The sequence below is a fragment of the Thermomonas sp. genome (assembly GCF_019104945.1).
Lineage (GTDB): Bacteria > Pseudomonadota > Gammaproteobacteria > Xanthomonadales > Xanthomonadaceae > Thermomonas.
Genome location: NZ_JAHRWW010000019.1, coordinates 22,891 through 46,946, shown reverse-complemented (window position 1 = coordinate 46,946; position 24,056 = coordinate 22,891). Strand labels below are relative to the sequence as shown.

Genomic DNA, 24,056 nt, shown 5'->3' with positions numbered 1-24,056 from the left:
CGTGTTCAATTGTTCCACCACATCAGCAGTTCATGCCACAGGCGCTTGAAGAAGCCGCCCTCCTCCACCGCCGTCACCGCCACCAGCGGTGCTTGCGCCACTTGCTTGCCATCGAGGGTGACTTTCACCACACCAATGCGCTGGCCCTTGGCAATCGGTGCGGTTAAGGACTTCGGCAGATCCATGGTGGCTTTGAGTTGGTCGTATTTGCCGCGCGGCAGCGACACCAGCAGCGGCTGCGCCACACCTACTTGCACGCTGTTTTCGTCACCCTTCCACACTTTGGCGGTGGCCAGCGATTTACCGGCTTCGTAGAGTCGATGCGTGTCGTAGAAACGGAACCCCCAGTTCAACAGCGCGAGAGAATCGACCGCACGCTGGTTTTCGCTGGTATCGCCCATCACCACGCTGATGAGACGCTGGTCACCACGCTTGGCCGAAGCCAGCAGGCAATACCCAGCCGCAGCGGTATGCCCCGTTTTGATGCCGTCCACCGAGGCGTCGCGCCACAGCAGCAGGTTGCGGTTGGGCTGGGTGATGGGGCCAACGGTAAATTCTTTGATTTTGTTGTAGGCGTAGGCTTCCGGGAAGTCGCGGATCATCGCTTGGCCAAGCCGCGCAAGATCGTGCGCGGTGGTCATATGGCCTTCGGCGGTCAAGCCGGTGGGGTTGGCGAAGTGGGAGTTCTTCATCCCAATTTTTTTCGCATAGGCATTCATCAGCTGAGCGAACGCCTCGCTGCTGCCTGCGACGTGCTCCGCCAGTGCAATGGCGGCGTCGTTACCCGACTGCACCACCATGCCTTTTTCCATTTGTTCTAGCGGCGCGGTCTTATTGACTTCAAACCCGCTATAGCTGCCATCGGTGCCAGCGCCGCCGGTACGCCAAGCGTTTTCGCTCATCATCACCGGGTCGGTGGCCTTCACCTTGCCCGCGGCCATTTCTGCGGCAATGACATAGCTCGTCATTACCTTGGTGATGCTGGCCGGATCCACCGGTGTATCCACGTTTTCACCCGCCAGCACTTGGCCGGTGGCGTAATCCATCACCAACCACGCTTTGCTGACCTTGGGTGCAGGTGCATCGGGGATCGGTAGGTTATCGCTAAGTGCTACTGGCTTGACCGGTGCAGGCGTCTGGGCAAATGAACCCGCGGCAGCCACCACAAGCCCAGCAGAAATAACGGCAACCCCAAGCAAAGAACGCATCAAGCAAACTCCTTATGGCGCGCGCAGGCGCGGCGCAAATTTAATGTTGTATTTTAAGTTAGTCGTGCACGCGTTGTGGCGGGCCAAAGCCAAGACCTACAACGCGCGCCGCAAGTTCCGCAGACACCGACTCATCGACGGGGCCGATACGCAGCCGCCACACTTTGCGGCCGCCTAATTCTTTGTCCTGCAACTGGGCATTGGCAATCGCAGCGCCGCGCAGCCGCGACAGTGCGTGCTCGGCATTTTCTTGATTGCTAAAACTTGCCACCTGTAGCGTGACGCGGCCTGCCGCTGGTTGCGAAGATTCCGCAACGACCGCTGGCGCTGCAACGGTTTCGTTGTTTGCAGTTTTTGGTTTACCCGTTGCAACGCGAATTTGCTGCGACTGCATCCACGCATCAAATCCATCTGCCGTGGTCACTCTAGGCGCAGCGGGAAGCTTTGCAACCAACTGATCCATGGATGTCTTGGTGGCTGCAGACTTAGCCGCAGCCACCTGTTCGCCATCCTCCGGCTGCAGGGCTTCCACCCGCACCCGTGCGCTGCCTTTTTCGCGGTAGCCCAATTTCACCGCCGCCGAGTAGCTCAGGTCGATCACACGCCCCGGATGAAACGGGCCGCGATCGTTGATTCTAACCACGATGGTCTTGCCGTTTTCTAAATTGGTGACCCGCGCAAAGCTGGGCAGCGGCAGGGTTTTGTGCGCACCGGTAAAGGCGTACATGTCGTACACCTCTTGGCTCGATGTGCGGCGGCCGTGGAATTTATTGCCGTAGTACGAGGCCATGCCTTCTTCAACATAGCCTTCGTGGTCGTCGAGCACCCTGTATTTTTTGCCCAGCACGGTGTAATCGCGGTTGCCGGTTTTAGCGCGCGGCTCATCGCGCACATCCGGCTCGGGAATGGCGTCCACATCGGGAATATCGCTTGGCACGCTGTCCGGCACGCCGGGGCGGAACAAACCACCGGCCACGTAATCACCGCGTTTGCTCAGGTCTTCTTGGGCGGGCGCGTAGGGCGATGTTTTGGGCTTGTGTGGGGCCGCCGCCGTCGTCGGTGCTGGCGCGGGGGCATGCCCCACATGCGCCGACGGAGATTTCGTTCCAGTTGTTGCACATGCGGCCAATGCTAATGGCAGTGCGGCGGGTAGCAATACGCGTAGCTTCATCCTGCCCCTCCTTCTCGCCCTGCAATGGATTCGGCCAACTGATACACAGCCGTCGCATACAGGCGCGAGATGTTATAGGTGGTGATTGCTTTGAAATTGTTATAAACGATCCAGTATTCGGGCCCGGCCGCGCCTTCCAGCGTAATCAGCGTGGTCTGTTTGGCCTTTGGATCTTGCCCCGCTTGCACAGTGCCACCGGCGCGGTAGCCAAGCTTGCTCAAGTCCAACAGGCTCTGATCGAGGGTGACGCTATTGCCGGGGTTGCTGAAGTCTGCCGCAGCGGCGTCGCGCGTGGCACGCACCATCACCGGCCCACCGCGCTGCCAACTGCCCTTCTGTGCAAAGTAGTTGGCCACAGACGGGATCACGTCGTTCAAATTATTGAAGAGATCGCGCTTGCCATCACCATCGCCGTCCACCGCATACTGGCGGTAGCTCGATGGCATGAATTGGCCCCAACCCATCGCCCCGGCATAGCTGCCTTTCAAGCTTGTAATGTCGAAGCCTTCTTCCTTGCCCAGTGCGAACAGCTGCGCCAATTCATCGCGGAAAAAGGCCTCACGTTTGTCTTCGTAAGCCACCCGCGTTGGGTCGCCGCTGCGCGGGTAGGCAAACGCCAGCGTGTACAACGCGTCGATCACCGGCCAGCTCCCTTTATTGCCGCCGTAGCTGGTTTCCACCCCCAAGATCGCTGTCACGATTTCTTTGGGAACGCCATAGCGGTCTTCCGCCTGCTGCAGCGTGGTGCGGTTTTGCTCAAGAAACGCTTGCCCACCGGAAATGCGCCCCGGCTGGATGAAGATGGGACGGTAGTCGCGCCACGGCTTGGCTTCGGCCGGCCGTGACATCGCCTTAATGATGGGTTCGCGAATCTTGGCGGTAGCGAGCGTTGCTTCAATTTGCGCGGCAGGGATGTTGAAGCGTGCCGCCGTGCTGCGCACGAACTCGGCGCGCGCGGCGCTGAAGTCACGCAGATGTAGCGAAGCCTCCTCCTCGGCTACCGGATGCGCAGGCGCAGCGATAGGCATGGATTTCGGCGGAGGCACGGCACAAGCGGCAAGCGCAAGCGCGGTGAGACAGGGCAGTGTGCGTCGAATCATCCGCAAGAGGGTAGCACGCAGTGCAAGCAACGCGACCGTTACCCATTCAGCTTTGGTATCGAATTAACGGTTTACCGGGCGGTGCGCTTTCAGCGCCATCACCACACCAAACCCCAGCAAAATGGTCACCGCCGAGGTGCCGCCGTAGCTCAGCAAGGGCATCGGCACACCCACCACTGGGAGCAGGCCAGAAATCATGCCACCGTTCACCAGCACGTACACAAATAGCGAAAGGCCAATCGCCCCCGCCAGTAAGCGCACATAACCATCGCGCGATTCTGCGGCGATCCACAGGCAGCGCCCCACGATGAATAAATACAGCGCCAGCACCAGCACCACCCCAACCCAGCCGAAGTCTTCGGCCAACACCGAGAAGGCAAAGTCGGTGGTGTGCTCGGGCAGGTAGTTCAAATGCGACTGAGTGCCTTGGCCCCAGCCTTTGCCGGTGATGCCACCGCCACCAATGGCGATTTGCGACTGCAGAATGTTCCAACCCGCACCCATCGGGTCGTTTTCAGGGTTGCGGAAGGTCAAAATGCGGTCTTGCTGGTACGGGCGCAAAAAACTGAACCATGCGATCGGCGCAAATTTCGCCAAACTAAACCCAGCCCCTGCCACCAGCGTGGCCGCGCCCCAGAGCCACCACGATGTTCCCGCAAGAAACAGCACGAACACGCCAGTGGCCAGCACCAAAATGGCCGTGCCTAAGTCGTGTTGCAGCAGGGTCAAACCCACCGGCAGCGCGATAATCGCAAGCCCTTTAACCAGCGTCATGAACTGCGGCGGCATGGGCTTTCGATCAAAATGCCATGCCAACATCATCGGCAGGCTGAGCTTGCACAGTTCGGCGGGCTGCACATTGATAAAGCCAAGTTTGATCCAGTGGTTGCCGTATTTGCCGCCGCCGATAAACAGCACCAGCACCATTGGGATGAGTGACAGCAAAAACAACGCGGGCGTTGCCTGCTTGAGTAGCTGCACCGGCACCCGCGACACCACCCACAACGCGCCGCAGCCCACGCCAAAGTAGGCGCCCTGCATCATCACGCCGCGCATGGATTCGTTGCCTGCGCTGTACTGGGTCACCAGCCCTGCAGCCATCAGCACCATCAGCGCCATCATCAACGGGGCGTCCAAGCTGCGCACGAAGCGCTGCAGCATATCCAGCAATAGGGCCAGCAGTGCTTTCATTGAACGGGCTCCTCTACCGCAACAGGCTGCGCCACAGGTGTGCCGCGCACATTTGAAAAATCGGGGGGCGCGAATAGCGGCGATGGCACGTCTTCAAGGCGCACCGGCGTCGCTTTTTTGCCAAGGAGCCACGCATCGAACACGCGGCGCACGATCGGCGCGGCGGTCGAGGCCCCGTAACCGCCACCTTCTACCGCCACCGCGATAGCAATCGTGGGCGCTTCGGCGGGGGCAAACGCGATAAACAGCGCGCGATGGCGCAGGTGCATCGGCAGGCTTTTCGGGTTCAACGCCGCCGTGCCACGACGACTCACCACCTGCGCGGTGCCGGTTTTCCCGGCGATGGTATAGGTAAGGCCCGCGCGGATATTGGTAGCCGTACCTGCACCGTGCACAGTGCCTACCATGCCTTCGCGCACCGCCTGCAAATGGGCGGGGCTAGGGCTCATCTGTACGGGTGCTTTAAGTGGCACCGCCTGCCAAGGCGCATCAAAATCGGCGCGCATATCTTTCACCAAATGCGGCGCACGCAGCCAGCCACTAGCAAGCCCACCCGTGGCCTGCGCCAGCTGCAGCGGCGTGACCTTCCAAAAGCCTTGGCCGATGCCAGTAATCACCGTATCACCGGGATACCACTTGCCCTGCTTCGGCGCGTTCTTCGCCTTCCACGCGGGCGACGGCAAGATGCCGCTGATTTCGCCCGCCAGATCCACGCCGGTAACCTTACCGAAGCCGTAGTGATCCATGTACTCATCGATACGAGCGATGCCCATATCCAGCGCGAGCTTGTAGTAGTAGGTATTCACCGAGGCGTAGATCGATTTACGCAGGTCGGTCCAGCCGTGGCCACCACGGTGCGAATCGCCATAGCCCCGGCGCTGCCCCGGTAGGTAGAACATGCCGGTGGACAGAATTTTATCTTCCGGGCGCCGCAAGCCACTGTCTAACCCCGCCAGCCCCAGCAGCGGTTTCACCGTTGAACCCGGCGCCACACCGCCAAGCACCACGCGGTTGAATTGGGGCCGTGATGGGTTGTCGTTAAGTGCTTTGAAATCGGCGTGGCTGATGCCATTCACAAAAAGATTGGCGTCAAAGCTGGGCAGGCTGACCATGGCCAATATCTCACCCGTGCGCGGATCTACCGCCACAGCGGAGCCTTCGAGTTCGCCGAAGGCGTCGGTCATGGCCTGCTGCAGATCGGCGTCGATCGACAGGCGTAAATCTTGCCCGGGCGTGGCAGGCACCGTGCCCAGCGTGCGCACGGTGCGTCCGGCGACGTTCGTTTCCAAACGCCGGTAACCGGGGCGTCCGCGCAGCTGTTCGTCGTAATAACGCTCTAGCCCGGTTTTGCCGATATGGGTGTAAGCGCCGCCAGTGTCGCCGAGTAGGGCGAGGTCTTTTTGATCAACACGCCCCACATAGCCGATGACGTGCGCAAACAGCGCGCCATAGGGGTACACGCGCCCCAGATAAGGCACCAGTTCAACGCCCGGAAACTGCCAGCGGTTCACCGCGAATTTCGCCGCTTCATCATCACTGATGCGCAGGCGCACGGTGACCGGTTTGAACGGGCGGCTGGCTTTGTATTCCCGCAGAAAGCGCTCCTGCTGTTCGGCATCCATCGCGATGATGCTCTGCAATTTTGCCAACAGAGCCACGCCATCACCTGCGCGCTCTGGAACCGCATCGAGCCGCCACGCGGCGACGTTATCCGCCAAGATTCTGCCTTTGCGGTCATAAATCAGGCCGCGTGCCGGGGCCACGGGCACCAGCCGCAGACGGTTGCTTTCTGAGCGCGCCGCATACAGATCGTGCTGGGCCACCTGCAGCCAAAAATACCAGCCTGCCAGAATGCCAATCCCCACAAACGCGGCCAAAAACCCTACCAACGCGCGCATACGAAACAGCGACACTTCCGCGCCGTGGTTACGAATGACGCGATTGCGCCGAGCCATCGCCTAACCCTTACGCCGCAGCCGCAGCGTGTCGAGCAACAGGTGCAGCGGCGGCCACAGCAGCAGCCCAAGTAGCGGCGCTAACCATGCCAGCGGTGGCAGTGGCGGCGCGCCCGAGATCAGCCGCAACGCGGCGCTGATCACGCGGTCATTGAGCAAGAGCACGCCAATGGTCAGCGCCTGTTGAGACACCGGGAAAAACCGTAGCCGCGCGCGGAAGCGATCAAGAATAAAAGCCAAGACCACCAGCCGCAGCGCTTGCTCACCAAGCAGGGTGCCAAATACGAGGTCGGCCAACAGCCCCAGCCCGAACGCCACACCCAGCCCCACTTGCTCTGGTGTTTCCAGCAGCCAATACGCCAGCACCAGCCCCAGCCAGTAAGGCCGCAGCGCCTGCAACGGGCCGGGCAGCGACACAAGCCCCAGCAGCAGCGCAATCAGCAGGGTAATGGGCAGTGCCCATGCATTGCGCTGCCGACTCATGGCGTCACCTTGGCGGGCGCGTAGCCGCGCAGCAGCAACACGTCGCGCCCACGATCGAGCTGCGCTGCGGGCTTGACGTCGGCTTCAAGAAAAGCCCGGCTATCATCGGCGCGCAACGCGCCCACGCGCCCCACCGCAAAGCCTGGCGGGAAACGCCCGCCCAGCCCTGAAGTCAACAATTCATCCCCTTCGCGCACATCCGCCGAAAGTGGAATATCGGTAAGCAGTAAGGCATCTGTGCGCCCGGTGCCATACACCATCAGCCGCACGCCGCTGCGCGCCACCATCACCGGCACAGCGTGGTCGGGGTCGGTAAGCAGCAGTACCGTGGCCGTGTTCGGGGTGATGGAAATCACCTGCCCCATCAGCCCACCGGCATCGATCACCGGCTGGCCCACACGCACGCCGCTGCTGCGGCCCGCATCAAGCACGAGACGCTGCCGATTAGAGGCCAGATCAATATCAATCACCCCCGCCAACTGCACGTCTAAGCGGCCGCGCTCGGCGCTGTCGAGCAGCCCGCGCAAGCGCGTGTTTTCAGCCGCCACGGTGCGCAACCGGGCGTTGCGCGCTTCGGTCAGCAGCAATGTTTGCCGTAGCTTGGCGTTATCGTCGATCAGCTGGCCACGGCTCACCGCGCTTTCACGCAGCGTTACGCCCACCCGTGCAGGAAGCCCTGCCACGTGCCACAGCGGTTGCACCAGCATTTCTGTTTGCATGCGAATGGCGCGCAGCCAGCCACCGCGATAGTCCAAGACCATCAGCGCGGCGGCGGCCAGCAAAAATGCCAACAGCCGCAGCACCCCGGCAATTTCACCGGGCCGGGGGGCGGAAGGTCCTGCTAAAGAAGACACGGGGCAAGGTCAGTGCAGCAGCTCAGTCCGGCGCGAAAAATTCGTTGCCGTGCATGTCCACCAACTCCAGCGCGCGCCCACCGCCACGCGCCACGCAAGTGAGTGGATCGTCGGCCACCTGCACGTGCAGGCCAGTTTCTTCGCTGATGAGCTTATCCAGATCACGCAGCATCGCGCCGCCGCCGGTCAGCACGATGCCGCGCTCGGCCACGTCGGAACACAGTTCCGGCGGGGTTTGTTCCAGCGCGAGGCGAATCCCCGACACGATCCCCGCCAGCGGCTCGCGCAACGATTCCAGCACTTCATTGGAATTGATGCTGATGATCTTCGGCACACCTTCGGCTAAGTGGCGGCCCGAAATTTCAATCGTGCGCACTTCCTGCTGCTGATAGGCGTTGCCCAGTTCCATCTTGATGCGTTCGGCGGTGGCATCACCAATCAACATGCCGTGGTGACGACGCACGTAGGCAATGATCGACTCATCGAAACGGTCGCCGCCGATACGCACCGACTGCGAATAGACGATGCCGTTCAGCGCGATCACCGCCACTTCGGTGGTGCCGCCGCCGATGTCCACCACCATCGAGCCGCGCGCCTCGGTCACCGGCATACCGGCACCGATCGCGGCTGCCATAGGCTCTTCGATCAAATACACTTCGCGCGCACCCGCCTCTTCCGCCGATTCTTTAATCGCGCGGCGCTCCACTTGGGTGCTGCCCGCCGGGACGCACACCAGCACGCGTGGGCTGGGGCGCAAGAAACGGCTCTTATGTACTTTGCGGATGAAGTACTTGAGCATTTCTTCGGTATAGGTGAAATCGGCGATCACGCCGTCTTTCATCGGCCGCACCGTGGTCATGTGGCCGGGCGTGCGGCCCAGCATTTGCTTGGCTTCGCTGCCCACCGCGGCCACCGCTTTGGCGCCACCGCCACGGTCTTGGCGCACCGCCACCACCGAGGGTTCATTCAGAACAATGCCCTGCCCACGCACATAAATCAGTGTGTTGGCGGTGCCAAGGTCAATGGAAAGATCGCTGGAGAAATAGCCCCGGAGGAACTTGAACATGCGTGGATATGCCGGAATATAGAGGGGCCGCACGGTGCGCGGCACAGGGATTGACAAGCCTAGCAACGCGTACTGCTGGCGGCAAGAAAGCGGCCTATTATCGTTCATTCCGGGTGCGTTTTGCTGACTGCGGTATCATTAGCAGTCTTATTGTTTGCTCAGTTGAGACTTCGATGGCTGCCCTAATCTGCGGTTCTTTGGCCTATGACACCATCATGGTGTTCCCCGACCAGTTCAAGAACCACATCCTGCCGGACAAGGTGCATATTCTGAATGTGTCCTTCTTGGTGCCGCGGATGCGTCGCGAATTCGGTGGCTGCGCTGGAAACATCGCCTATAACCTCAAGTTGCTGGGCGGCGATCCGATCCCGATGGCCACCGTCGGCGCCGATTTTGGCCCGTACCGGGAGTGGTTTGAGGAGCAGGGGATCACGCTGAATCACGTCAAAGCCATCGACGAGCTGTTCACCCCGCAGGCGTTTATCACCACCGATCACGACAATAACCAGATCACCGCCTTCCATCCGGGCGCGATGATGCGTTCGTATGAAAACCACGTTAAAGACGTGCCGGGCGTGACCATCGGCATCGTCAGCCCAGACGGCTACGAGGGCATGATCCAGAACGCGAAAGAGTTTTCGGAAGCGGGTATTCCCTTCATCTTCGATCCCGGCCAAGCCATGCCGCTGTTCAATGGCGAGGAATTGCGCGCTTTTATCGAACAGGCCAACTATGTGTGCGTCAACGATTACGAATCCAACCTGCTGCAAGAACGCACCGGCTGGAGTGCCGAAGACATTGCCAGTAAGGTCAAGGCCTACATCGTGACACGCGGCCCGAAGGGTGCGGAAATTCACGCCGACGGCCAGCTACACAAAGTGCCACCGGCGCACGAGCGCCGCATCACCGACCCCACCGGCTGCGGCGATGCCTTCCGCGCCGGGCTGATTTTCGGTATCGAAAAGGGCTACGACTGGATGACCATCGGCCGCATGGGTAACTTGATGGGCGCGCTCAAAGTGGAACACCCCGGCACCCAGAACCAGCGTTTCGATTACGAAGAGTTCTCCGAACAGTTCCGCCAGCAGTTTGGTTACGCGCTGGCATAGCTCGATATCACGCACCTGAAATTTGGGTTTGGCGTTCACGCTGCCAAGGGTAGCGAGCGCGCCATGGATGGCGCGCGGCCGCGATTCGTAGCCGGAAGCGAAGCCCGAGCGGCGCTACCCTTGGCAGCGGGAGCGCCAAACATCGCCGGGCAGCTACGCCTTATGTCACAACGATCAATTCCACTTTGGCAAATGCGCAGGCTTTAGCCCACCCACTTCAAACGTAGCACTGCGCTTGCCCACTTGTTTGGTGGGGAATTCAATAGTGAGCTGCTTGCCGGTTTTGGCCAATTTCCATAACTGCTTATGGTCATCGATAAACATGGCAATGGCCTCATCGGTCTTGGGCCGTGTTCCGGGCAGCGTATAGGTTTTACCATCCAGCGTGACCTTCAGCTTGCAGCCTTTATAGCAATCGAAATCCCCAGCCTTGAGCACCAGGTAGCTACTGCGCCCCCATTCGGGATGATCGCGAAAAATCAGCTGCACCGGCTTTTCACCACTGCCATCCACAGCCACTTCTTTTTCTGCATAGATCGACGCCGATAACTGACGCCCACCCGGCGCAGGTACGTCGCCATACGACCATAGCGCCTCTAACCGCTGCTGCTCGCCTTCGGCGGCGGCCTTGGCCTGCACGTCGGCGAGCTTACCTTTCACCCGGTCGGCGGCGGTCGTACCGGGGTGATCCATTTGCAGCACATCGCCATAGCCCTTGGCCAGACGCCAGTTGCTCGCCGCTACCGCTGCATCGAACTGCTTTTCCATCGCCTCCGCCGCCTGCTCTTGCGCCGCCACCGGCGCCGCTGCCGCGCGCGCGGCAGCTTCGGGGTCTTCGCCTTTGCAGGCTACGAGCGTGAGACCAATGGCGACAGCGAAGGCGATGTGTTTGTGCATAACCGCCTCTTAGTTCGCCGCCGGCGCTGGGGCTGCGGCAGGTGCTTTCGCCTTGGCTTCCGCCAAGATGCCCTCAACCGAACCTGCGGTAATCGGGTGACTGCCCGGTTTAGCCTTGGCAAACACGGCTTCCGCAAACGCCAAGCCGTCCGGTGTTGCGACCAATGCTTTGTAGATCGGCAGGATCAACTTGCGTCGGCCCACTCGCTCCAAGAACTTACCCATATCCTCACGCGCCGCGGCATAGCCACTGCGTTCGGCCAAGGGATACCAGCGCATCGCGATCTCGCCATTGGGCGTGCCAGTGAAGTGATAAGCGGCATCCAACTGCGCCAGTTGTTCGGGCTTGAGTGTTTCCGGCATGCCTTCGATGAAGTGCACCCATTCCTGCGTGCTCCACACATCGGTAATGCTCTTATCCGGCAGTTTGGCGCTGCCCTGCCAAGCGATACGCGCCGCATTCACCGTGCTGAACTTACCCGACAATACCTGCGGCGCACCGGCCGGAATCCCAGGTTCATACAACCACTGATCGACCTCCTTCATCGACACCACGCCCGGATGTTTGTCGATCAAATTCGCTTTTAGATAGTCGCGAAACTGGTTCGTGGTGATGCTTTGGAAGGCGAAGTGATCGAAATAGCTCTTCAGCCACGGATCGAACACATCACGGCCAAATTTTTTCTCCAAAAACTGCAGGAACCACGCCCCTTTCACATACACCGTCGCGCTCGACTGGTCGTCGGGGTTGGCTAGCGTGCCGGGCTTGAGCGATAGGCGCTGCAATGCAGGGTCGATCTGCTTGAACTCAGATTTAAGCTCATCACGGTCGATCACCTCTTCCATATCGGCCATATCGCGGCCGTACAGGGCTTCGGTGATGCGGCTTTGCACGTAGGTGGTGGTGCCTTCGTTGAGCCAGCTGTCTTTGTCGGTGGCGAACGTCACCAAGTTGCCCGACCAGCTATGCGCCAGCTCGTGCGCCACCAGCGAGACCAGCGATTTGTCGCCCACGATCACGGTGGGGGTGGCGAAGGTGAGGCGTGGGTTTTCCATACCGCCATAAGGGAAGGACGGCGGCAGCACCAAGAGGTCATAGCGACCCCAGCGGTACGGGCCGTACAGCTTTTCTGCGGTGTCGATCATTTTTTCGGTGTCATCGAATTCGGCTTCGGCCTTATCCACCATCGCCGGTTCAGCCCACACGCCGCTGCGTTCGGAAATGGGTTTGAACACCAAATCGCCGGCCGCAATCGCCATCAAATACGAAGGGATTTTTTGCGGCATCTTGAAGCTGTAGTCACCATCGCGCGCCGCCTTTGGATCGTTATCGGCGCTCATCAGCACCATGGCGTCTTTCGGCGCGGTGACGTGCGCGCTATAGGTGAAACGCACCTGCGGCGTGTCTTGCAGCGGCACCCACGAACGCGCATGGATCTGCTGCGACTGGCTGAACATAAACGGCTGTTTGCCGCCTTCGGTCATCGCCGGGGCGAGCCACTGCAGGCCTGAAGCCTCCGGCGAGGTGACATAGGTCACCCGCACTTTGGCTGGGCGATTGGGTGTTTCGATGGTCAGCGCGCTGCCCAGCACCTTGTCTTTATCCGACAGGGCGAACTTTAAGGGCTCCCACTTGCCATCGGCGGTTTCGCCTTCGGCCTTATTGATGGTGAGATCGCGGGTATCCAATACCAGTTGGGTCGCTTTTTGATCAACCCAATCCAAGCTGTAGGTCGCGGTGCCGCTAATGGTTTTTTGATCGAAATTGACCGCCAGATCCAGCGCGATATCGGTAGTGCGCACCTTTTCGGGCTGTGCATAGGAATGTTCATCCACGATCTTCTCCGCGCTGGCCGCAGGCGCAGCGGCGGCCGACTGAGCGGCTTCTGGAGCTTGGCTACCCTGGCAGCCGACAAGGCCCACGCCAAGCGCGGCGGCAATGGAAACAGACAAAAGCAGGTGGCGCATGAGACATCAACCTAACGACGGAAAGTGTCGAGTTTAACGCCCAGCGCCCCATTCAGCCCATTTTTGAAAGGCGTAACTGAAACAAAATCTTGGTGACCAGTAAACGCTCTTCAATGGGCTTGAGTACCAGATCATTCGCCCCTTCACGCAGCAGGCGCGCTTGGTTGTCGCGATTATCGTCACCAGTCATCATCACCATCGGCAAACGGCGCTTGCCGTAACCAAACACTCCGCGCAACTGGTTGAGCAGGTCTTGTCCGCTGAGCGCACCTTTCAGATACACGTCACTGAGCACCAAATCTGCGCCCACGTCGCCATCGTCGCGGCCAAAGAATTTGTGCAGATGCTCCAGCCCATCTTCGGCGGTCAAGAAGTGTTGCACCTGCATGCCGTGGCGTTCCAGCATGCGCTTGGTGGCCACTGCCACCACTTTACTGTCTTCCACATACAGCACGCGCGCGCCCTCGATCGGCGCGGGATGCACATAGCCACGAATGAACGCCGCGAGCGCCGCCTGCCCTAATGACTTATCGAAGTAATCGGTGATGTCTTCACTGAAGGCGCGCGCCTCAAGTGCTTCTTGCGCACTGCCAGAAATTACAATCACCGGCACGTAGCTTTGCCCAGCCGCCTCGCGCACGCTGCGCGCAAGGGTGAGGCCGTCGCCATCGGGCAGCACCAGCGCCGTGGTGACCAAATCCACCGCACCTTCTGCCAAGGCTAAGCGCGCTTCGGCAATATCACCACAGCCAATGATTTCCGCATCGGGCAGCTCTTTTTTCAAGGTGTCGCCAATGAGTTTGCGCACCAGTTTGCTGCCATCGGCCACCATCACCCGCGGGGCGTCGCTGACCACATGGCGAAGATCGTGTTTATCGGCCATCTCACCCCTCCTATGGGCGCAGCTTGCGCAGATGATGCCCGGTTACCAAGCTTGCGCCTAGCCATCCCAGCAGCCCCGCACCTACTACAACGGCAAAGGCCTGCGCAGGCGGCAGGCCGTGTAGCGCAAAGGTGCTTCCATAGCGCTCAGCGAGGGTGGCCAGCGGCGCTTGTAGCGCCAGCCGTACCAGCGCCAAGACGCCCAACGCAATGCCGCCTGCCAGCACGCCGTACCACGCACCAAGATACAGAAAGGGGCGACGCACGAAGCCGTCGCTGGCGCCCAGCAATTGCAACACGTCGATTTCTTCGCGCCGCGACAGCACGTCCAGCCGCACGGTATTGCCCACCACCAAAAGCGCGCCCAGCCCAAGTGTGAGCATCAACACTTGCGCCAGACGTTGCCCCAATTGCAGCCATGCGTGCAGGCGCTGCCGCCAACGCGCGTCGTACTGCACCTGCGCCACTTCCGGCAGAGCTTGCACTGCAGTCACCAGCGCTTGTTCATCGCCTTTGGGCACCAAACGCAGCACATTCGGCAACGCGGCCTGCGCGGTGTCAGCGCCCAATGCGTCGATCGCAGCGGCGAGGTCATCGCGCTGCCGCATCTGGGTCAATGCCTGTTCGGGCGTCACCAGTTCGACGCTTTGCACGTCCTCACGTGCACTCAGCGTTTTTTCTATCGCCTGCGCACGTGCGCTGTCCACATCGGGATTCAAAAACAGCGCAACCTCACGCGAGCTTTGCACCTGTCCTGCGAGTGGCTGCAGGTTTTGCAGCAGCACCCACAACCCCAGTGGCAATGCCAAGGCTAGCGCCATGACACCGACGGTCAGCAAGGTAGCACCGGGGCGACGCAGCAGGCGGCCCAAGCTCGCAACAACGCTGTAGCCGTGGTGCGCTACCCAAGCGCCGACAGGGCCAGCATGAGCTGTGTCCTTGCGCTCATTCATCGGCCAAATCCTCCGGTGAAATATCGTCGAGCAACTGCCCGTGGTCGAGCACCAATACGCGCTTGCGCATGCGCTTCACCAAGCCAAGGTCGTGGCTAGCAATCAACACGCTGGTGCCGCGTTCCGGCAACGAAGCGAACAGTGCCATGATCTCTGCCGATAGCGTGGGGTCCAAGTTTCCGGTGGGCTCATCGGCAATCAGCAGCTTCGGCTCGGCCACCACCGCGCGCGCGATTCCCACGCGCTGCTGCTCGCCTGCCGAAAGCTGCGTTGGCAGCGCATTTGCCCGCGCTTCAAGCCCTAACTTCGACAATACCGAACGCACCCGCTTACCTATTTCTGCGCGCTTCATTCCGCGCAGCAGCAGCGGCAGGCCCACGTTGTCGGCCACACTGCGGTCGGTAAGTAGCTGGTGATTTTGATACACCACACCCACGTCGCGGCGATGCCCGGCGATGCGTCCACCGCGCACCGTCGCCAAATTACGGTCGGCAAACAGCACCGCGCCACGGCTGGGGCGCTCGGCGAGCTGAATCAACTTCAGTATGGTGCTTTTCCCCGCACCCGAATGGCCGGTGACAAACAGCATTTCGCCCGCATCGATAGCAAAGCTCACGCCATCGAGCGCGACCCGCCCTCCAGGGTATTGCTTACTGACGTTATCGAAGCGAAGAGTCGGCATGCGCATGCTTGGCGGGGGAACGAAGCATCAGTATCCCCCGTGGCCACTCATAGAGCCAGCAGAATTCAGCGTGAAACTCAGTGCGGCCCGGTGCGGCCGCGCCACACCAGTGCGCGCAGGCCACGGCCGATGCGCTGCAGCAGCGATGGCGATTCGCCCTTGCCCACCGCCTTGGCAGGCACGAACTGCGGTGTTGTTGGTGCCGTTTGCTGCGTCTCACCGCCCTCTACCGGGCGACCGCGGCGACGGCGCTTGCGCTCGGGGCGCTCGCCTTCAGCCGATGCGGTTTGTGTGTGCGCCGATTTTGTATCGGCATGGGCGCTGGCATCGGCCCCCTCTGGGCGCGGCTTGCGCGGCGGACGCGGGCCACGGCGCTCACCGCTGCGTCCTTCGCCACGCGGGCCAGCTTGCCGCCCACCGCTGCGACTGCGTCCACCGCCACGTTTTTCATCCTCCGCAGCGCGTGCTTCGCGCACTTCCTTGTAGATCTCGCCAATGCTGTCGTCATCGCCAGTGTCCACCGGCTTCGGCCGTTCGGGGCGCGGCAGTGCAGTGAGAAGCTCCTGCGTCACCGGCTCAGACGGGATCTTTTGCTCGATATAAGCCTCGATGTCGGGCAGGCTCATCGCATAGCGCTCGCAGGCGAAGCTGATCGCATCACCCTCTTCACCTAGCCGCGCGGTGCGGCCGATGCGGTGCACATAGTCCTCGGCATCAAACGGCAGGTCGTAGTTGTAAACGTACTTGATGCCATCGATATGCAGGCCGCGCGCGGCCACGTCGGTGGCCACCAGAATTTCTAATTGCCCAGCCTGAAACTTCTTCAACAGCGACTCACGCTTTTTCTGCGGCACGTCGCCCGATAGCACGCCAACGCGATAGCCCGCTTTCTCCAGCGCCCGTGCCACTCGCTCCACAAACGCCTTGGTATTGACGAAGACCATGGTGCGCGCGCCTTCGCTACGCGACAGCAGACCCAGCAGCAGGGGCAGTTTTTCTTCGTCGGCGGGGTAATACAGCTTCTGCCGCACGCGGTCGGCCGTAACGTGTTCGGTTTCCACCACGAGCTTTTGCGGCTCGTTCATGTGCTCGTAGGCCAGCTCCAGCACGCGATGGCTGAGCGTGGCCGAGAACAGCAGGGTCTGACGGGTGCCGCGCTCGGGCATGCGCCGCAGCAGGAAGCGGATGTCTTTGATGAAGCCGAGGTCGAACATGCGGTCGGCCTCGTCCAGCACGCACATTTCGCAGGCGTGCAGGCTCACCACTTTGTGCTGCTTGACGTAGTCGATCAGGCGGCCGGGGGTAGCGATGATGACGTCGGCGCCTTTTTGCAACAGCTCGCGCTGCTTGTCGTAGTCCACGCCGCCATACACCAGCGCAAACTTCAGGCCTAGGTCGGAGGCGAACTTCATCGCGTCCTTGTGGATCTGGATCGCCAGCTCGCGGGTGGGGGCCAGGATCAGCGCGCGCGGGTCCTCGGGCTTACGTTCGGCCAGCGCCGGACGGGTGAGCAGGCGATTGATAACCGCCACCAAGAACGCCAGCGTTTTGCCGGTACCGGTCTGTGCCTGGCCTGCGACATCGCCGCCGGGCAAGGCCACCGGCAAGGTCATGGCCTGAATGGGGGTACAGCGGGTGAAGCCCGCACCTTCTAACCCGGCAACGAGCTCAGGAGCGAGTGCAAACGAAGAAAAAGTAAGATCTGTCAACGGCTTATCTGACATTTTGGCTGCCTTCGGCGCGACCGTCAGCGCGAATGAAACATCGCGTTGCACTGCGCCTCTTGTCTGAATGGGGGGCAGCCGCGCAGACTGCCGGGAGGGTTCCGGGGCTGGTCGTTCCCGGCACATTGCCTTGAAATACAGGGCAGATCCCCCCAGTTTACCATTCATGCGCGGCTTTCCGCGCCTTTGCAGCTTTTGGAGACTTTTAAGATGAGCGAATCTGTCATTCACGCCACCGACGCTGATTTCGACCAGCACGTTCTGCAGTCCAACCAGCCGGTGCTGGTAGATTTCTGGGCCCCATGGTGCGGGCCGTGCAAGATGATCGCCCCGGCGCTAGATCAGCTCGCCACCGAATATGCCGGCAAAGCCAAGGTGGTGAAGGTGGACGTGGATCAAAACCAGCAGACCGCGCTGAAGTACCACGTGCGCAGCATCCCCATGCTGCTGGTATTCAAGAACGGCCAAGTGCAGGGCACCCAGATCGGTGCAGTGGGCAAGTCCCAGCTGGCGCAGATGCTGGATAAAGCTCTCTAAAATTCCGGTTTTTCTGTCACCCCGGCGCAAGGCCGGGGAGGCTTGGCGCGGGCTTCACCGCCCCGCCACTTGCGCAGCCTGCCGCGCTAATGCTAGCGTTGGCATTGTTCGGCGCTGATTTGCCGCTCTATCGGGCGTGCCACGGCTCGAACCCCCTCTTCTCATTACGAAGATTTCCCAATTCCCTACCCGCCTGCAGCTGCAGGCGCTTGCAACGCAAGCGAGGATTTTTCTCTTGTCCGATACCACCATCGACGCCACCGGCGAAGTCGCCGAGAAGCGCGTGCGCAAACCCCGCGTGGCCAAGCCGCGTAAGCCCGAACAAACCGAAATCGCCCTGCCGGAAGCCGCTGCACCCGCTCCTGCTGCAGCGCCCGTTGCCGTCTCTGCACCAGCCGCGCCTGCGCCTAGTGCAGCGCCGCCAGTGGTGGAAGCGCCAGCCGCCGTGTCTGTGCAACCCACTTCATCGGAAGCTTCTGCAAGCGCCAGCGATGCTGCGCAAGAAGGCAATAACGGCAGCGACAACGCCAACGGCGAGCCTTATAACCGCGACAACAACCACCGCCAAAGCCGCCGCGAGCGCTTCAAAAACCGTCGCGACCGCCAACGTGAGCGCTATCGCGACGGCGGCATGTCCGACGAAGGCGGCAACGAACCTTTCGTACCGCGCCCGCACCCGCAGGTGCCGGAAGGTTTCCCGGTGTACACCCTGTCGGACTTGAAAAAAATGCCGGCCCCGCGCCTGCTCGACATCGCCGAGCAGCTGCAGATCACCGAAGGCGTGGCGCGCGCGCGCAAGCAGGACATCATCTTCGCCATCTTGAAGATTTTGGCCCGCCACGGCGAAGGCGTGCAGGCCGACGGCGTGCTGGAAATCCTGCCCGACGGCTTCGGCTTCCTGCGCGCGGCCGAGGCCAGCTACCTGGCCGGCCCGGATGACACTTATATCTCGCCTTCGCAGATCCGCCGCTTCAACCTGCGCACCGGCGACCACGTCTCCGGCCGCATCCGCTGGCCCAAGGATGGCGAGCGCTACTTTGCACTGAACATCGTTGACACCATCAACGGTGAGCCGATCGAAGCGTCGAAGAACAAGACCCTGTTCGAGAACCTCACCCCGCTGTTCCCGCGCAAGCGCTTCAAGCTGGAGCGTGGCGATGGTTCGTCGGAAGACATCACCGGCCGCATCCTCGACCTGATGGCTCCGCAGGGCAAGGGCCAGCGCGCCCTGATCGTCAGCCCGCCGAAGGCCGGCAAGACCATGATGATGCAGCAGATCGCCAGCGCCATCACCTACAACCACCCCGACGTGCACCTGATCGTGCTGCTGATCGACGAGCGTCCGGAGGAAGTGACCGAAATGCAGCGCACCGTGCGCGGCGAGGTCATCTCCTCCACCTTCGACGAACCGGCCGCGCGCCACGTGCAGGTCGCGGAAATGGTGATCGAGCGCGCCAAGCGCCTGGTCGAGCACAAGAAGGACGTGGTGATCCTGCTCGACTCGATCACCCGCCTCGCCCGCGCCTACAACAACGTCCTGCCCAGCTCCGGCAAGGTGCTGACCGGCGGCGTGGACAGCAATGCCATGCACCGGCCGAAGCGCTTCTTCGGTGCGGCGCGCAACGTGGAAGAAGGCGGTAGCCTCACCATTATTGCGACGGCGCTGGTGGATACCGGCAGCGCGATGGACAAGGTGATCTACGAAGAGTTCAAGGGCACCGGCAACTCGGAAGTGCACCTGGACCGCCGCATCACCGAGAAGCGCGTCTACCCGGCGATCGGCGTGAACCTGTCCGGCACCCGCCGCGAAGACCTGCTGATCGAGCCCGACCTGCTGCAGAAGATCTGGATCCTGCGCAAGCTGCTGCACCCGATGGACGAAATCGCGGCGATGGAGTTCCTGCTCGACAAGATGAAGAACACCAAGTCCAACGACGAGTTCTTCAGTTCGATGCGGAAGTAAGCGCGCATCACTCCGCTGCACACAAAACGCCCCGCATCACTGTGGGGCGTTTTGTATCTCAATGAACCAATTACGCCGTTGGCGGCGTCAGCAATTTGACATCCTGCTCCAGCGAGAACACTCCGCTATTCGGCAACGCATCCGGGCTTCCGGCGGTCTTTAATTTTTCTTGTGCCCAAGGGATATTCACATTTCTAGGGCCGGGGATATAGGTTTCCCATTGCCCCGCTTTCAAACGACCATTGCCCATTGTGAATGACACCGGCACGCGCGCCAGCCAACTCTCTTTGCCCACATCCGGCCCCTCCGTTGGTGGCGTGAACTTCCATTTCCGCGCTGCGCTAATTGACGCATCGGCCAACTGCTTGCGCACGATCTGCATCTGCTGCTCCGTGCCCGCCACGTACAAATTGACCTGCTCGGCATCCACATTTCGCACATTGCCATCTGCACCAACCTGCACCACCAAAAACACCTTCCCACCAATGCCTGCACGCATCAGGTTGACCGGAAACTTGGGCGGGTTTTTTGGAATCAGTTTCGGGCGGCCTTCTGGCGAGTCGGCACCAAAGTGCGTGCCGACGATGCGCACACTGAAACTTCCATCCTCTGCTTGATGCGCAACCAACCGCAACGACATAGGCACCTTCGCCCGCACCACTGCACCTTCGACCTTCACCGGCTCAAAGCGCCATTGCTGAATCGCCTGCGTAACAAACTCCTGCAGCTTGGGCGATAGCGGCGTCTCTAGCGCTTGCTCTTGCACCGTACCGTCTGTGCCAATCACCACATTTCCGGTGACGCGCACACTTGATTCCGCCTGTTTTCGTGCGGCCCGCGCGGTTTGCGCAGACGTCGGCAGGGCTAACAACAGCGCGAGTAGTGGCACGAAAATCTTGAGCATTCCCTTCTCCCCATAATCCATTGATAAGACCTATAGCCTAGCGTAATTTTTGACTAGCCCAAACGCTGGCTCCCCTGCCAGCATTTGAACGTGATCGCGTCGATGGAGTTCCTGCTCGACAAGATGAAGAACACCAAGTCCAACGACGAGTTCTTCAGTTCGATGCGGAAGTAAGCGCTGCACTTGCAGCTTTTGCGGCAAGCGCTCAAGATGCATTGCAGTTGCAATGCATCTTGAGGCGTCATCATGAAAACCGCCACCCTTCCCTCGTTGCGCGTTGAGCCAGCCCTGCGTGAAGCGGCCGAGGATTTGCTGCAAAACGGCGAAACACTTTCCGGATTTATTGAGGCTGCGGTTCGCCAGCAGGTGCGCAGCCGCCAGCTGCGCGATGAGTTCATCAAACGCGGACTTGCCTCACTTGAAGATACGAAGCGAACGGGAATGTATTACACGGCAGAAGAATCACTTGGCCGTTTGGATGCCATTCTTGCATCGCATCAGACTCGCACGAAGCATCGCACCTAAATGTATCGCGTCCAAATTTCTGGGAACGCACAAGATGATCTCGAGCGCTTAGTTGTATTTCTTGCCGAGCATGACTTTTCTGCGGCGCTTCGTGCGCGTGAATCTATTGAAAAGGCTTACACCTTGCTCGCCGACTTCCCAATGAGCTGCCGTCGAGCGGATAGCGATCACCCATTACTGCGCGAGCTCTTAGTGCCATTTGGTCACGCAGGCTATGTCTTGCTCTTTGAAATTACATCTAAAGACACCGTCACCATCCTCGCTGTGCGCCACCAGAGCGAAGAGGACTACTACTAAACCCCGCTGTTTAGCCACTGCACACCGCACCAAGTTTCACCCAGAGTAAGCACCACCGGCTGCAACACCTGCCCTGCTTCAACGCAAATAAAGCGTTGCCAGTCGCCGGGGGCCAAATCACCGATACCTGCGGCCAAACGCTCACCGGGGTTCCAGACCACGGCATCACCGAACCCTTCTTGGCTTATCTCAAGTGTGTGTGCACCGTCGGTGAGCACGAGGGGTGCCACCACATCGCTGTAGATGCGATCGGTCTCACCTTCAAACATCACCGTGTAATCACTCTGCCGGTGCAAGGTGCCGCCATTGGCGCTGTCTTCGTAATCGCATCCTTGCAGGCCCTCTAGCTGCGCATTGCGGCTATCGGAGACGGCCAGATAGGTATGCAATGCGGCAGTAAAGTGAAACGGCACCGTGCCGCTGTTTTTAACCACAAGCGTCACCGCGAGCTGGGTCGCCGTAAGCGCAATGCGTAATTGGATCAGGCTGGCAAACGGCCAATCGCGATCTTCTGACGTCGTGCTGATCTCGAACACCGCCTGCGTCGCTTCCACACCCACGAAGCGCCACGGCCGCAGCCGTGCAAACCCATGACGCCGAAACGCCCCGCGCTCGGAAAACTGCGGAAAGATCACCGGAATGCCGCCACGAATGGAAGCGCCTTCGGTAAAACGACTGCGCTCGCTAAGAAACAAACGCTCACGGCCGTCCACGGGTACCCACGATAAAACGTGCGCACCGTGCAGCGCCACCAACGCGCTGGCACCTTCTGCTTCAAGGCGGATACAAGGGGTGTCGAATACGGTGATGGTGGTTGCGTGCATGCCTACAGTGTCGCATGCGTCTTCTGCATTTTGATCGCCATGCGCCGTTGAATGCGATAATCCCCGCATGACAACCGCACATGACGACTCTGGCACCACCCACTTCGGCTACCGTGACGTTCCCACCGCTGAAAAACAAAAGCTGGTGGCGGAGGTCTTTTCTTCGGTGGCGGGCAAGTACGACTTGATGAACGACGCCATGTCGCTGGGCGTCCACCGGCTGTGGAAGCGCTTCTTCGTGGCCACCTGTCAAGTGCGCAAGGGCGACCGCGTGCTGGATCTGGCCGGCGGCACTGGCGATATCGCCGCGCTACTCAAAGACCGCGTGGGCGACGCAGGCACATTGGTATTAGGTGACATCAATGGCGACATGCTGCGCGTGGGCCGCGACCGTATGACCAACCGCGGCAACGTCCGCGGCTTCGACTACGTGCAGTGCAATGCGCAGTCGCTGCCGTTCCCGGATGCCAGCTTCGATCTGGTGACCATGGCCTTCGGCCTGCGCAACGTCACCGACAAAGACGCCGCGCTGCGCGAGATCGCGCGCGTACTGCGCCCCGGTGGGCAGGTGCGGGTGCTGGAGTTCTCGGAAGTGCAGCCCGACTGGTTCAAGCCGATCTACGACTTCCATTCGTTCAAAGTGCTGCCTAAGTTAGGCAAGTTGTTTGCAGGCGATGCCGAAAGCTACCAGTACCTTGCCGAATCCATTCGCAAGCATCCACCGCAGCGCGAACTGCAGGCGATGATGGAAGCCGCCGGCCTTGCGCGCTGCAGCTTCCGCAATATGAGCGCAGGCATCGTCGCCATCCACACCGGCTACAAGGTCTAAAGCCATGACCGAGATGAAGAGCTTTCGTGAAAGCCGCTGGCGTTATTCGCAGTTCGTCATCCTTGGCTTGATCTTGGCTGGCCTTGTGAAATGGCTCAGCCCGCTGGGCTGGCCGCTCTCGCTGGGCATCGGCGCGGCACTGGGCGTGGCGTATTTCCTGTTCGAGAAAAAACGCGGCGTGATCTGATGGCAGCGCTGCAATTGGAGCCCAGCTGGAAAGCGCGCATTGGCGATTGGTTTGAACGCGAGGACATGCAGCATCTGTCTGCATTTTTGCGCCAACGCAAAGCGGCTGGCGCGGCGATCTACCCACCGGGCAAAGATATCTTCGCCGCATTCAATGCCACGCCGTTCAACGCGGTGAAGCTGGTGATCCTCGGCCAAGACCCCTACCACGGCCCCGGTCAAGCACACGGGCTGTGCTTCTCGGTGCGGCCCGGCGTGGCGGTGCCGCCTTCGCTGCTCAATATCTACAAAGAATTGGAAGCCGATACGGGGTTTATTCGCCCCACCCATGGCTATCTCATGCCCTGGGCGCAGCAGGGCGTACTGCTGCTCAACAGCGTTTTGACGGTGGAAGACGGTAAGCCCGGCAGCCATCAAGGCAAGGGTTGGGAAGGCTTTACCGACCACGTCGTGGATGTGCTCAACCGCGAACGCGAAGGCTTGGTGTTTTTGCTGTGGGGCAGCTACGCGCAGAAAAAGGGTGCGGTGATCGACACCTCGCGCCATCGCGTACTGAAAGCCCCGCACCCCTCGCCGCTGTCGGCGCACCGTGGTTTTTTAGGCTGCAAGCATTTTTCTGCGGCCAACCAGTATCTCGTTCGCACGGGGCAACGCCCCATTGATTGGTCGTTGCCGCAGCACTTGGATTCGCCCTAAATCGCCCTCACAGTCTATTGACGGGGATGCGCGCTTACTTAGCTAGGCGGAG

The 24,056-nt window shown here is 60.6% G+C and carries 23 protein-coding genes and 1 pseudogene; 8 read left to right on the top strand and 16 right to left on the bottom strand.

Annotation, left to right across the window (positions count from 1 at the left end):
* Positions 1–5: 5 nt before the first annotated feature.
* The 8 genes and pseudogenes from KUL77_RS05555 to KUL77_RS05520 form a co-directional block, all read right to left on the bottom strand.
* Positions 6–1,208, bottom strand: a complete 1,203-nt coding sequence (locus tag KUL77_RS05555) for a D-alanyl-D-alanine carboxypeptidase family protein (protein ID WP_297144309.1) — start codon at positions 1,206–1,208, stop codon at positions 6–8.
* A gap of 58 nt (positions 1,209–1,266) precedes the next feature.
* The gene (locus tag KUL77_RS05550; RefSeq protein ID WP_297144308.1) at positions 1,267–2,379 is read right to left on the bottom strand and encodes a septal ring lytic transglycosylase RlpA family protein; all 1,113 of its coding nucleotides are present in this window, start codon (positions 2,377–2,379) and stop codon (positions 1,267–1,269) included.
* Positions 2,376–3,479 (bottom strand): lytic murein transglycosylase B, encoded by a 1,104-nt coding sequence (gene mltB, locus KUL77_RS05545; RefSeq protein ID WP_297144307.1) that lies wholly within the window; start codon positions 3,477–3,479, stop codon positions 2,376–2,378. The genes KUL77_RS05550 and mltB overlap by 4 nt, the downstream gene beginning before the upstream one ends.
* A gap of 63 nt (positions 3,480–3,542) precedes the next feature.
* The gene (rodA, locus tag KUL77_RS05540; protein WP_297144306.1) at positions 3,543–4,670 is read right to left on the bottom strand and encodes a rod shape-determining protein RodA; all 1,128 of its coding nucleotides are present in this window, start codon (positions 4,668–4,670) and stop codon (positions 3,543–3,545) included.
* A 116-nt stretch (positions 4,671–4,786) separates the two neighbouring features.
* Positions 4,787–6,625 (bottom strand): annotated as a pseudogene (gene mrdA, locus KUL77_RS05535) (penicillin-binding protein 2); the annotation flags it as partial.
* Positions 6,626–6,628: 3 nt separating this feature from the next.
* Positions 6,629–7,108, bottom strand: coding sequence for a rod shape-determining protein MreD (mreD, locus tag KUL77_RS05530; protein WP_297144305.1), 480 nt, complete (start codon positions 7,106–7,108; stop codon positions 6,629–6,631).
* A complete protein-coding gene (gene mreC, locus KUL77_RS05525) occupies positions 7,105–7,962 on the bottom strand; it encodes a rod shape-determining protein MreC (protein WP_297144304.1) in 858 nt (285 codons plus the stop codon). The genes mreD and mreC overlap by 4 nt, the downstream gene beginning before the upstream one ends.
* Positions 7,963–7,984: 22 nt before the next feature.
* Positions 7,985–9,028, bottom strand: a complete 1,044-nt coding sequence (locus tag KUL77_RS05520; protein ID WP_297144303.1) for a rod shape-determining protein — start codon at positions 9,026–9,028, stop codon at positions 7,985–7,987.
* A 173-nt stretch (positions 9,029–9,201) separates the two neighbouring features.
* Between KUL77_RS05520 and KUL77_RS05515 the strand changes: the two genes are divergently transcribed.
* Positions 9,202–10,137, top strand: a complete 936-nt coding sequence (locus tag KUL77_RS05515) for a carbohydrate kinase family protein (protein ID WP_297144302.1) — start codon at positions 9,202–9,204, stop codon at positions 10,135–10,137.
* Between the two features lie 174 nt (positions 10,138–10,311).
* Here KUL77_RS05515 and KUL77_RS05510 read toward each other — a convergent pair whose 3' ends face one another.
* The 6 genes from KUL77_RS05510 to rhlB form a co-directional block, all read right to left on the bottom strand.
* Complete coding sequence (locus tag KUL77_RS05510) at positions 10,312–11,034, bottom strand: hypothetical protein (RefSeq protein WP_297144301.1); 723 nt, start codon at positions 11,032–11,034, stop codon at positions 10,312–10,314.
* 9 nt (positions 11,035–11,043) lie between these two features.
* Positions 11,044–13,002 carry a M1 family metallopeptidase gene (locus tag KUL77_RS05505; RefSeq protein ID WP_297144300.1) on the bottom strand — a complete coding sequence of 653 codons (1,959 nt, stop codon included), beginning with the start codon at positions 13,000–13,002 and terminating at the stop codon, positions 11,044–11,046.
* Between the two features lie 52 nt (positions 13,003–13,054).
* Positions 13,055–13,885 carry a response regulator gene (locus KUL77_RS05500; protein ID WP_297144299.1) on the bottom strand — a complete coding sequence of 277 codons (831 nt, stop codon included), beginning with the start codon at positions 13,883–13,885 and terminating at the stop codon, positions 13,055–13,057.
* A 10-nt stretch (positions 13,886–13,895) separates the two neighbouring features.
* The gene (ftsX, locus tag KUL77_RS05495; protein ID WP_297144298.1) at positions 13,896–14,837 is read right to left on the bottom strand and encodes a permease-like cell division protein FtsX; all 942 of its coding nucleotides are present in this window, start codon (positions 14,835–14,837) and stop codon (positions 13,896–13,898) included.
* The gene (gene ftsE / locus KUL77_RS05490; protein ID WP_297144297.1) at positions 14,830–15,519 is read right to left on the bottom strand and encodes a cell division ATP-binding protein FtsE; all 690 of its coding nucleotides are present in this window, start codon (positions 15,517–15,519) and stop codon (positions 14,830–14,832) included. Before ftsE ends, ftsX begins: the two co-directional genes overlap by 8 nt.
* Before the next feature lie 77 nt (positions 15,520–15,596).
* Entirely contained in the window at positions 15,597–17,243 is a 1,647-nt protein-coding gene (gene rhlB, locus KUL77_RS05485; protein ID WP_297144296.1) for an ATP-dependent RNA helicase RhlB, read from the bottom strand.
* Between the two features lie 210 nt (positions 17,244–17,453).
* Here rhlB and trxA point away from each other — a divergent pair, with 210 nt between their 5' ends.
* Both trxA and rho read left to right on the top strand, forming a co-directional pair.
* Positions 17,454–17,780, top strand: coding sequence for a thioredoxin (gene trxA / locus KUL77_RS05480; protein WP_297144295.1), 327 nt, complete (start codon positions 17,454–17,456; stop codon positions 17,778–17,780).
* Positions 17,781–18,015: 235 nt separating this feature from the next.
* Positions 18,016–19,743 (top strand): transcription termination factor Rho, encoded by a 1,728-nt coding sequence (gene rho / locus KUL77_RS05475; RefSeq protein ID WP_297144294.1) that lies wholly within the window; start codon positions 18,016–18,018, stop codon positions 19,741–19,743.
* 70 nt (positions 19,744–19,813) lie between these two features.
* Here the strand turns inward: rho and KUL77_RS05470 are convergent, their stop codons facing one another.
* A complete protein-coding gene (locus KUL77_RS05470; protein ID WP_297144293.1) occupies positions 19,814–20,647 on the bottom strand; it encodes an energy transducer TonB in 834 nt (277 codons plus the stop codon).
* 246 nt (positions 20,648–20,893) lie between these two features.
* Here KUL77_RS05470 and KUL77_RS05465 point away from each other — a divergent pair, with 246 nt between their 5' ends.
* The gene (locus tag KUL77_RS05465; RefSeq protein ID WP_297144292.1) at positions 20,894–21,172 is read left to right on the top strand and encodes a YlcI/YnfO family protein; all 279 of its coding nucleotides are present in this window, start codon (positions 20,894–20,896) and stop codon (positions 21,170–21,172) included.
* Positions 21,173–21,469, top strand: coding sequence for a type II toxin-antitoxin system RelE/ParE family toxin (locus tag KUL77_RS05460; protein ID WP_297144291.1), 297 nt, complete (start codon positions 21,173–21,175; stop codon positions 21,467–21,469). It begins immediately after the preceding gene.
* On the opposite strand, the gene KUL77_RS05455 is transcribed toward KUL77_RS05460, so the two are convergent.
* On the bottom strand, positions 21,466–22,293 hold the full coding sequence (locus KUL77_RS05455) for a D-hexose-6-phosphate mutarotase (protein ID WP_297144290.1): 828 nt from the start codon (positions 22,291–22,293) through the stop codon (positions 21,466–21,468). The two genes, KUL77_RS05460 and KUL77_RS05455, sit on opposite strands and share 4 nt — an antisense overlap.
* Before the next feature lie 67 nt (positions 22,294–22,360).
* On the opposite strand from KUL77_RS05455, the gene ubiE reads away from it, so the two are divergent.
* The 3 genes from ubiE to ung are packed head-to-tail and all read left to right on the top strand — an operon-like array spanning position 22,361 to position 24,004.
* Positions 22,361–23,122 carry a bifunctional demethylmenaquinone methyltransferase/2-methoxy-6-polyprenyl-1,4-benzoquinol methylase UbiE gene (ubiE, locus tag KUL77_RS05450; RefSeq protein ID WP_297144289.1) on the top strand — a complete coding sequence of 254 codons (762 nt, stop codon included), beginning with the start codon at positions 22,361–22,363 and terminating at the stop codon, positions 23,120–23,122.
* Between the two features lie 4 nt (positions 23,123–23,126).
* Positions 23,127–23,309 carry a hypothetical protein gene (locus tag KUL77_RS05445; protein WP_297144288.1) on the top strand — a complete coding sequence of 61 codons (183 nt, stop codon included), beginning with the start codon at positions 23,127–23,129 and terminating at the stop codon, positions 23,307–23,309.
* Positions 23,309–24,004, top strand: a complete 696-nt coding sequence (gene ung / locus KUL77_RS05440; protein WP_297144287.1) for a uracil-DNA glycosylase — start codon at positions 23,309–23,311, stop codon at positions 24,002–24,004. Before KUL77_RS05445 ends, ung begins: the two co-directional genes overlap by 1 nt.
* Positions 24,005–24,056 lie beyond the last annotated feature (52 nt).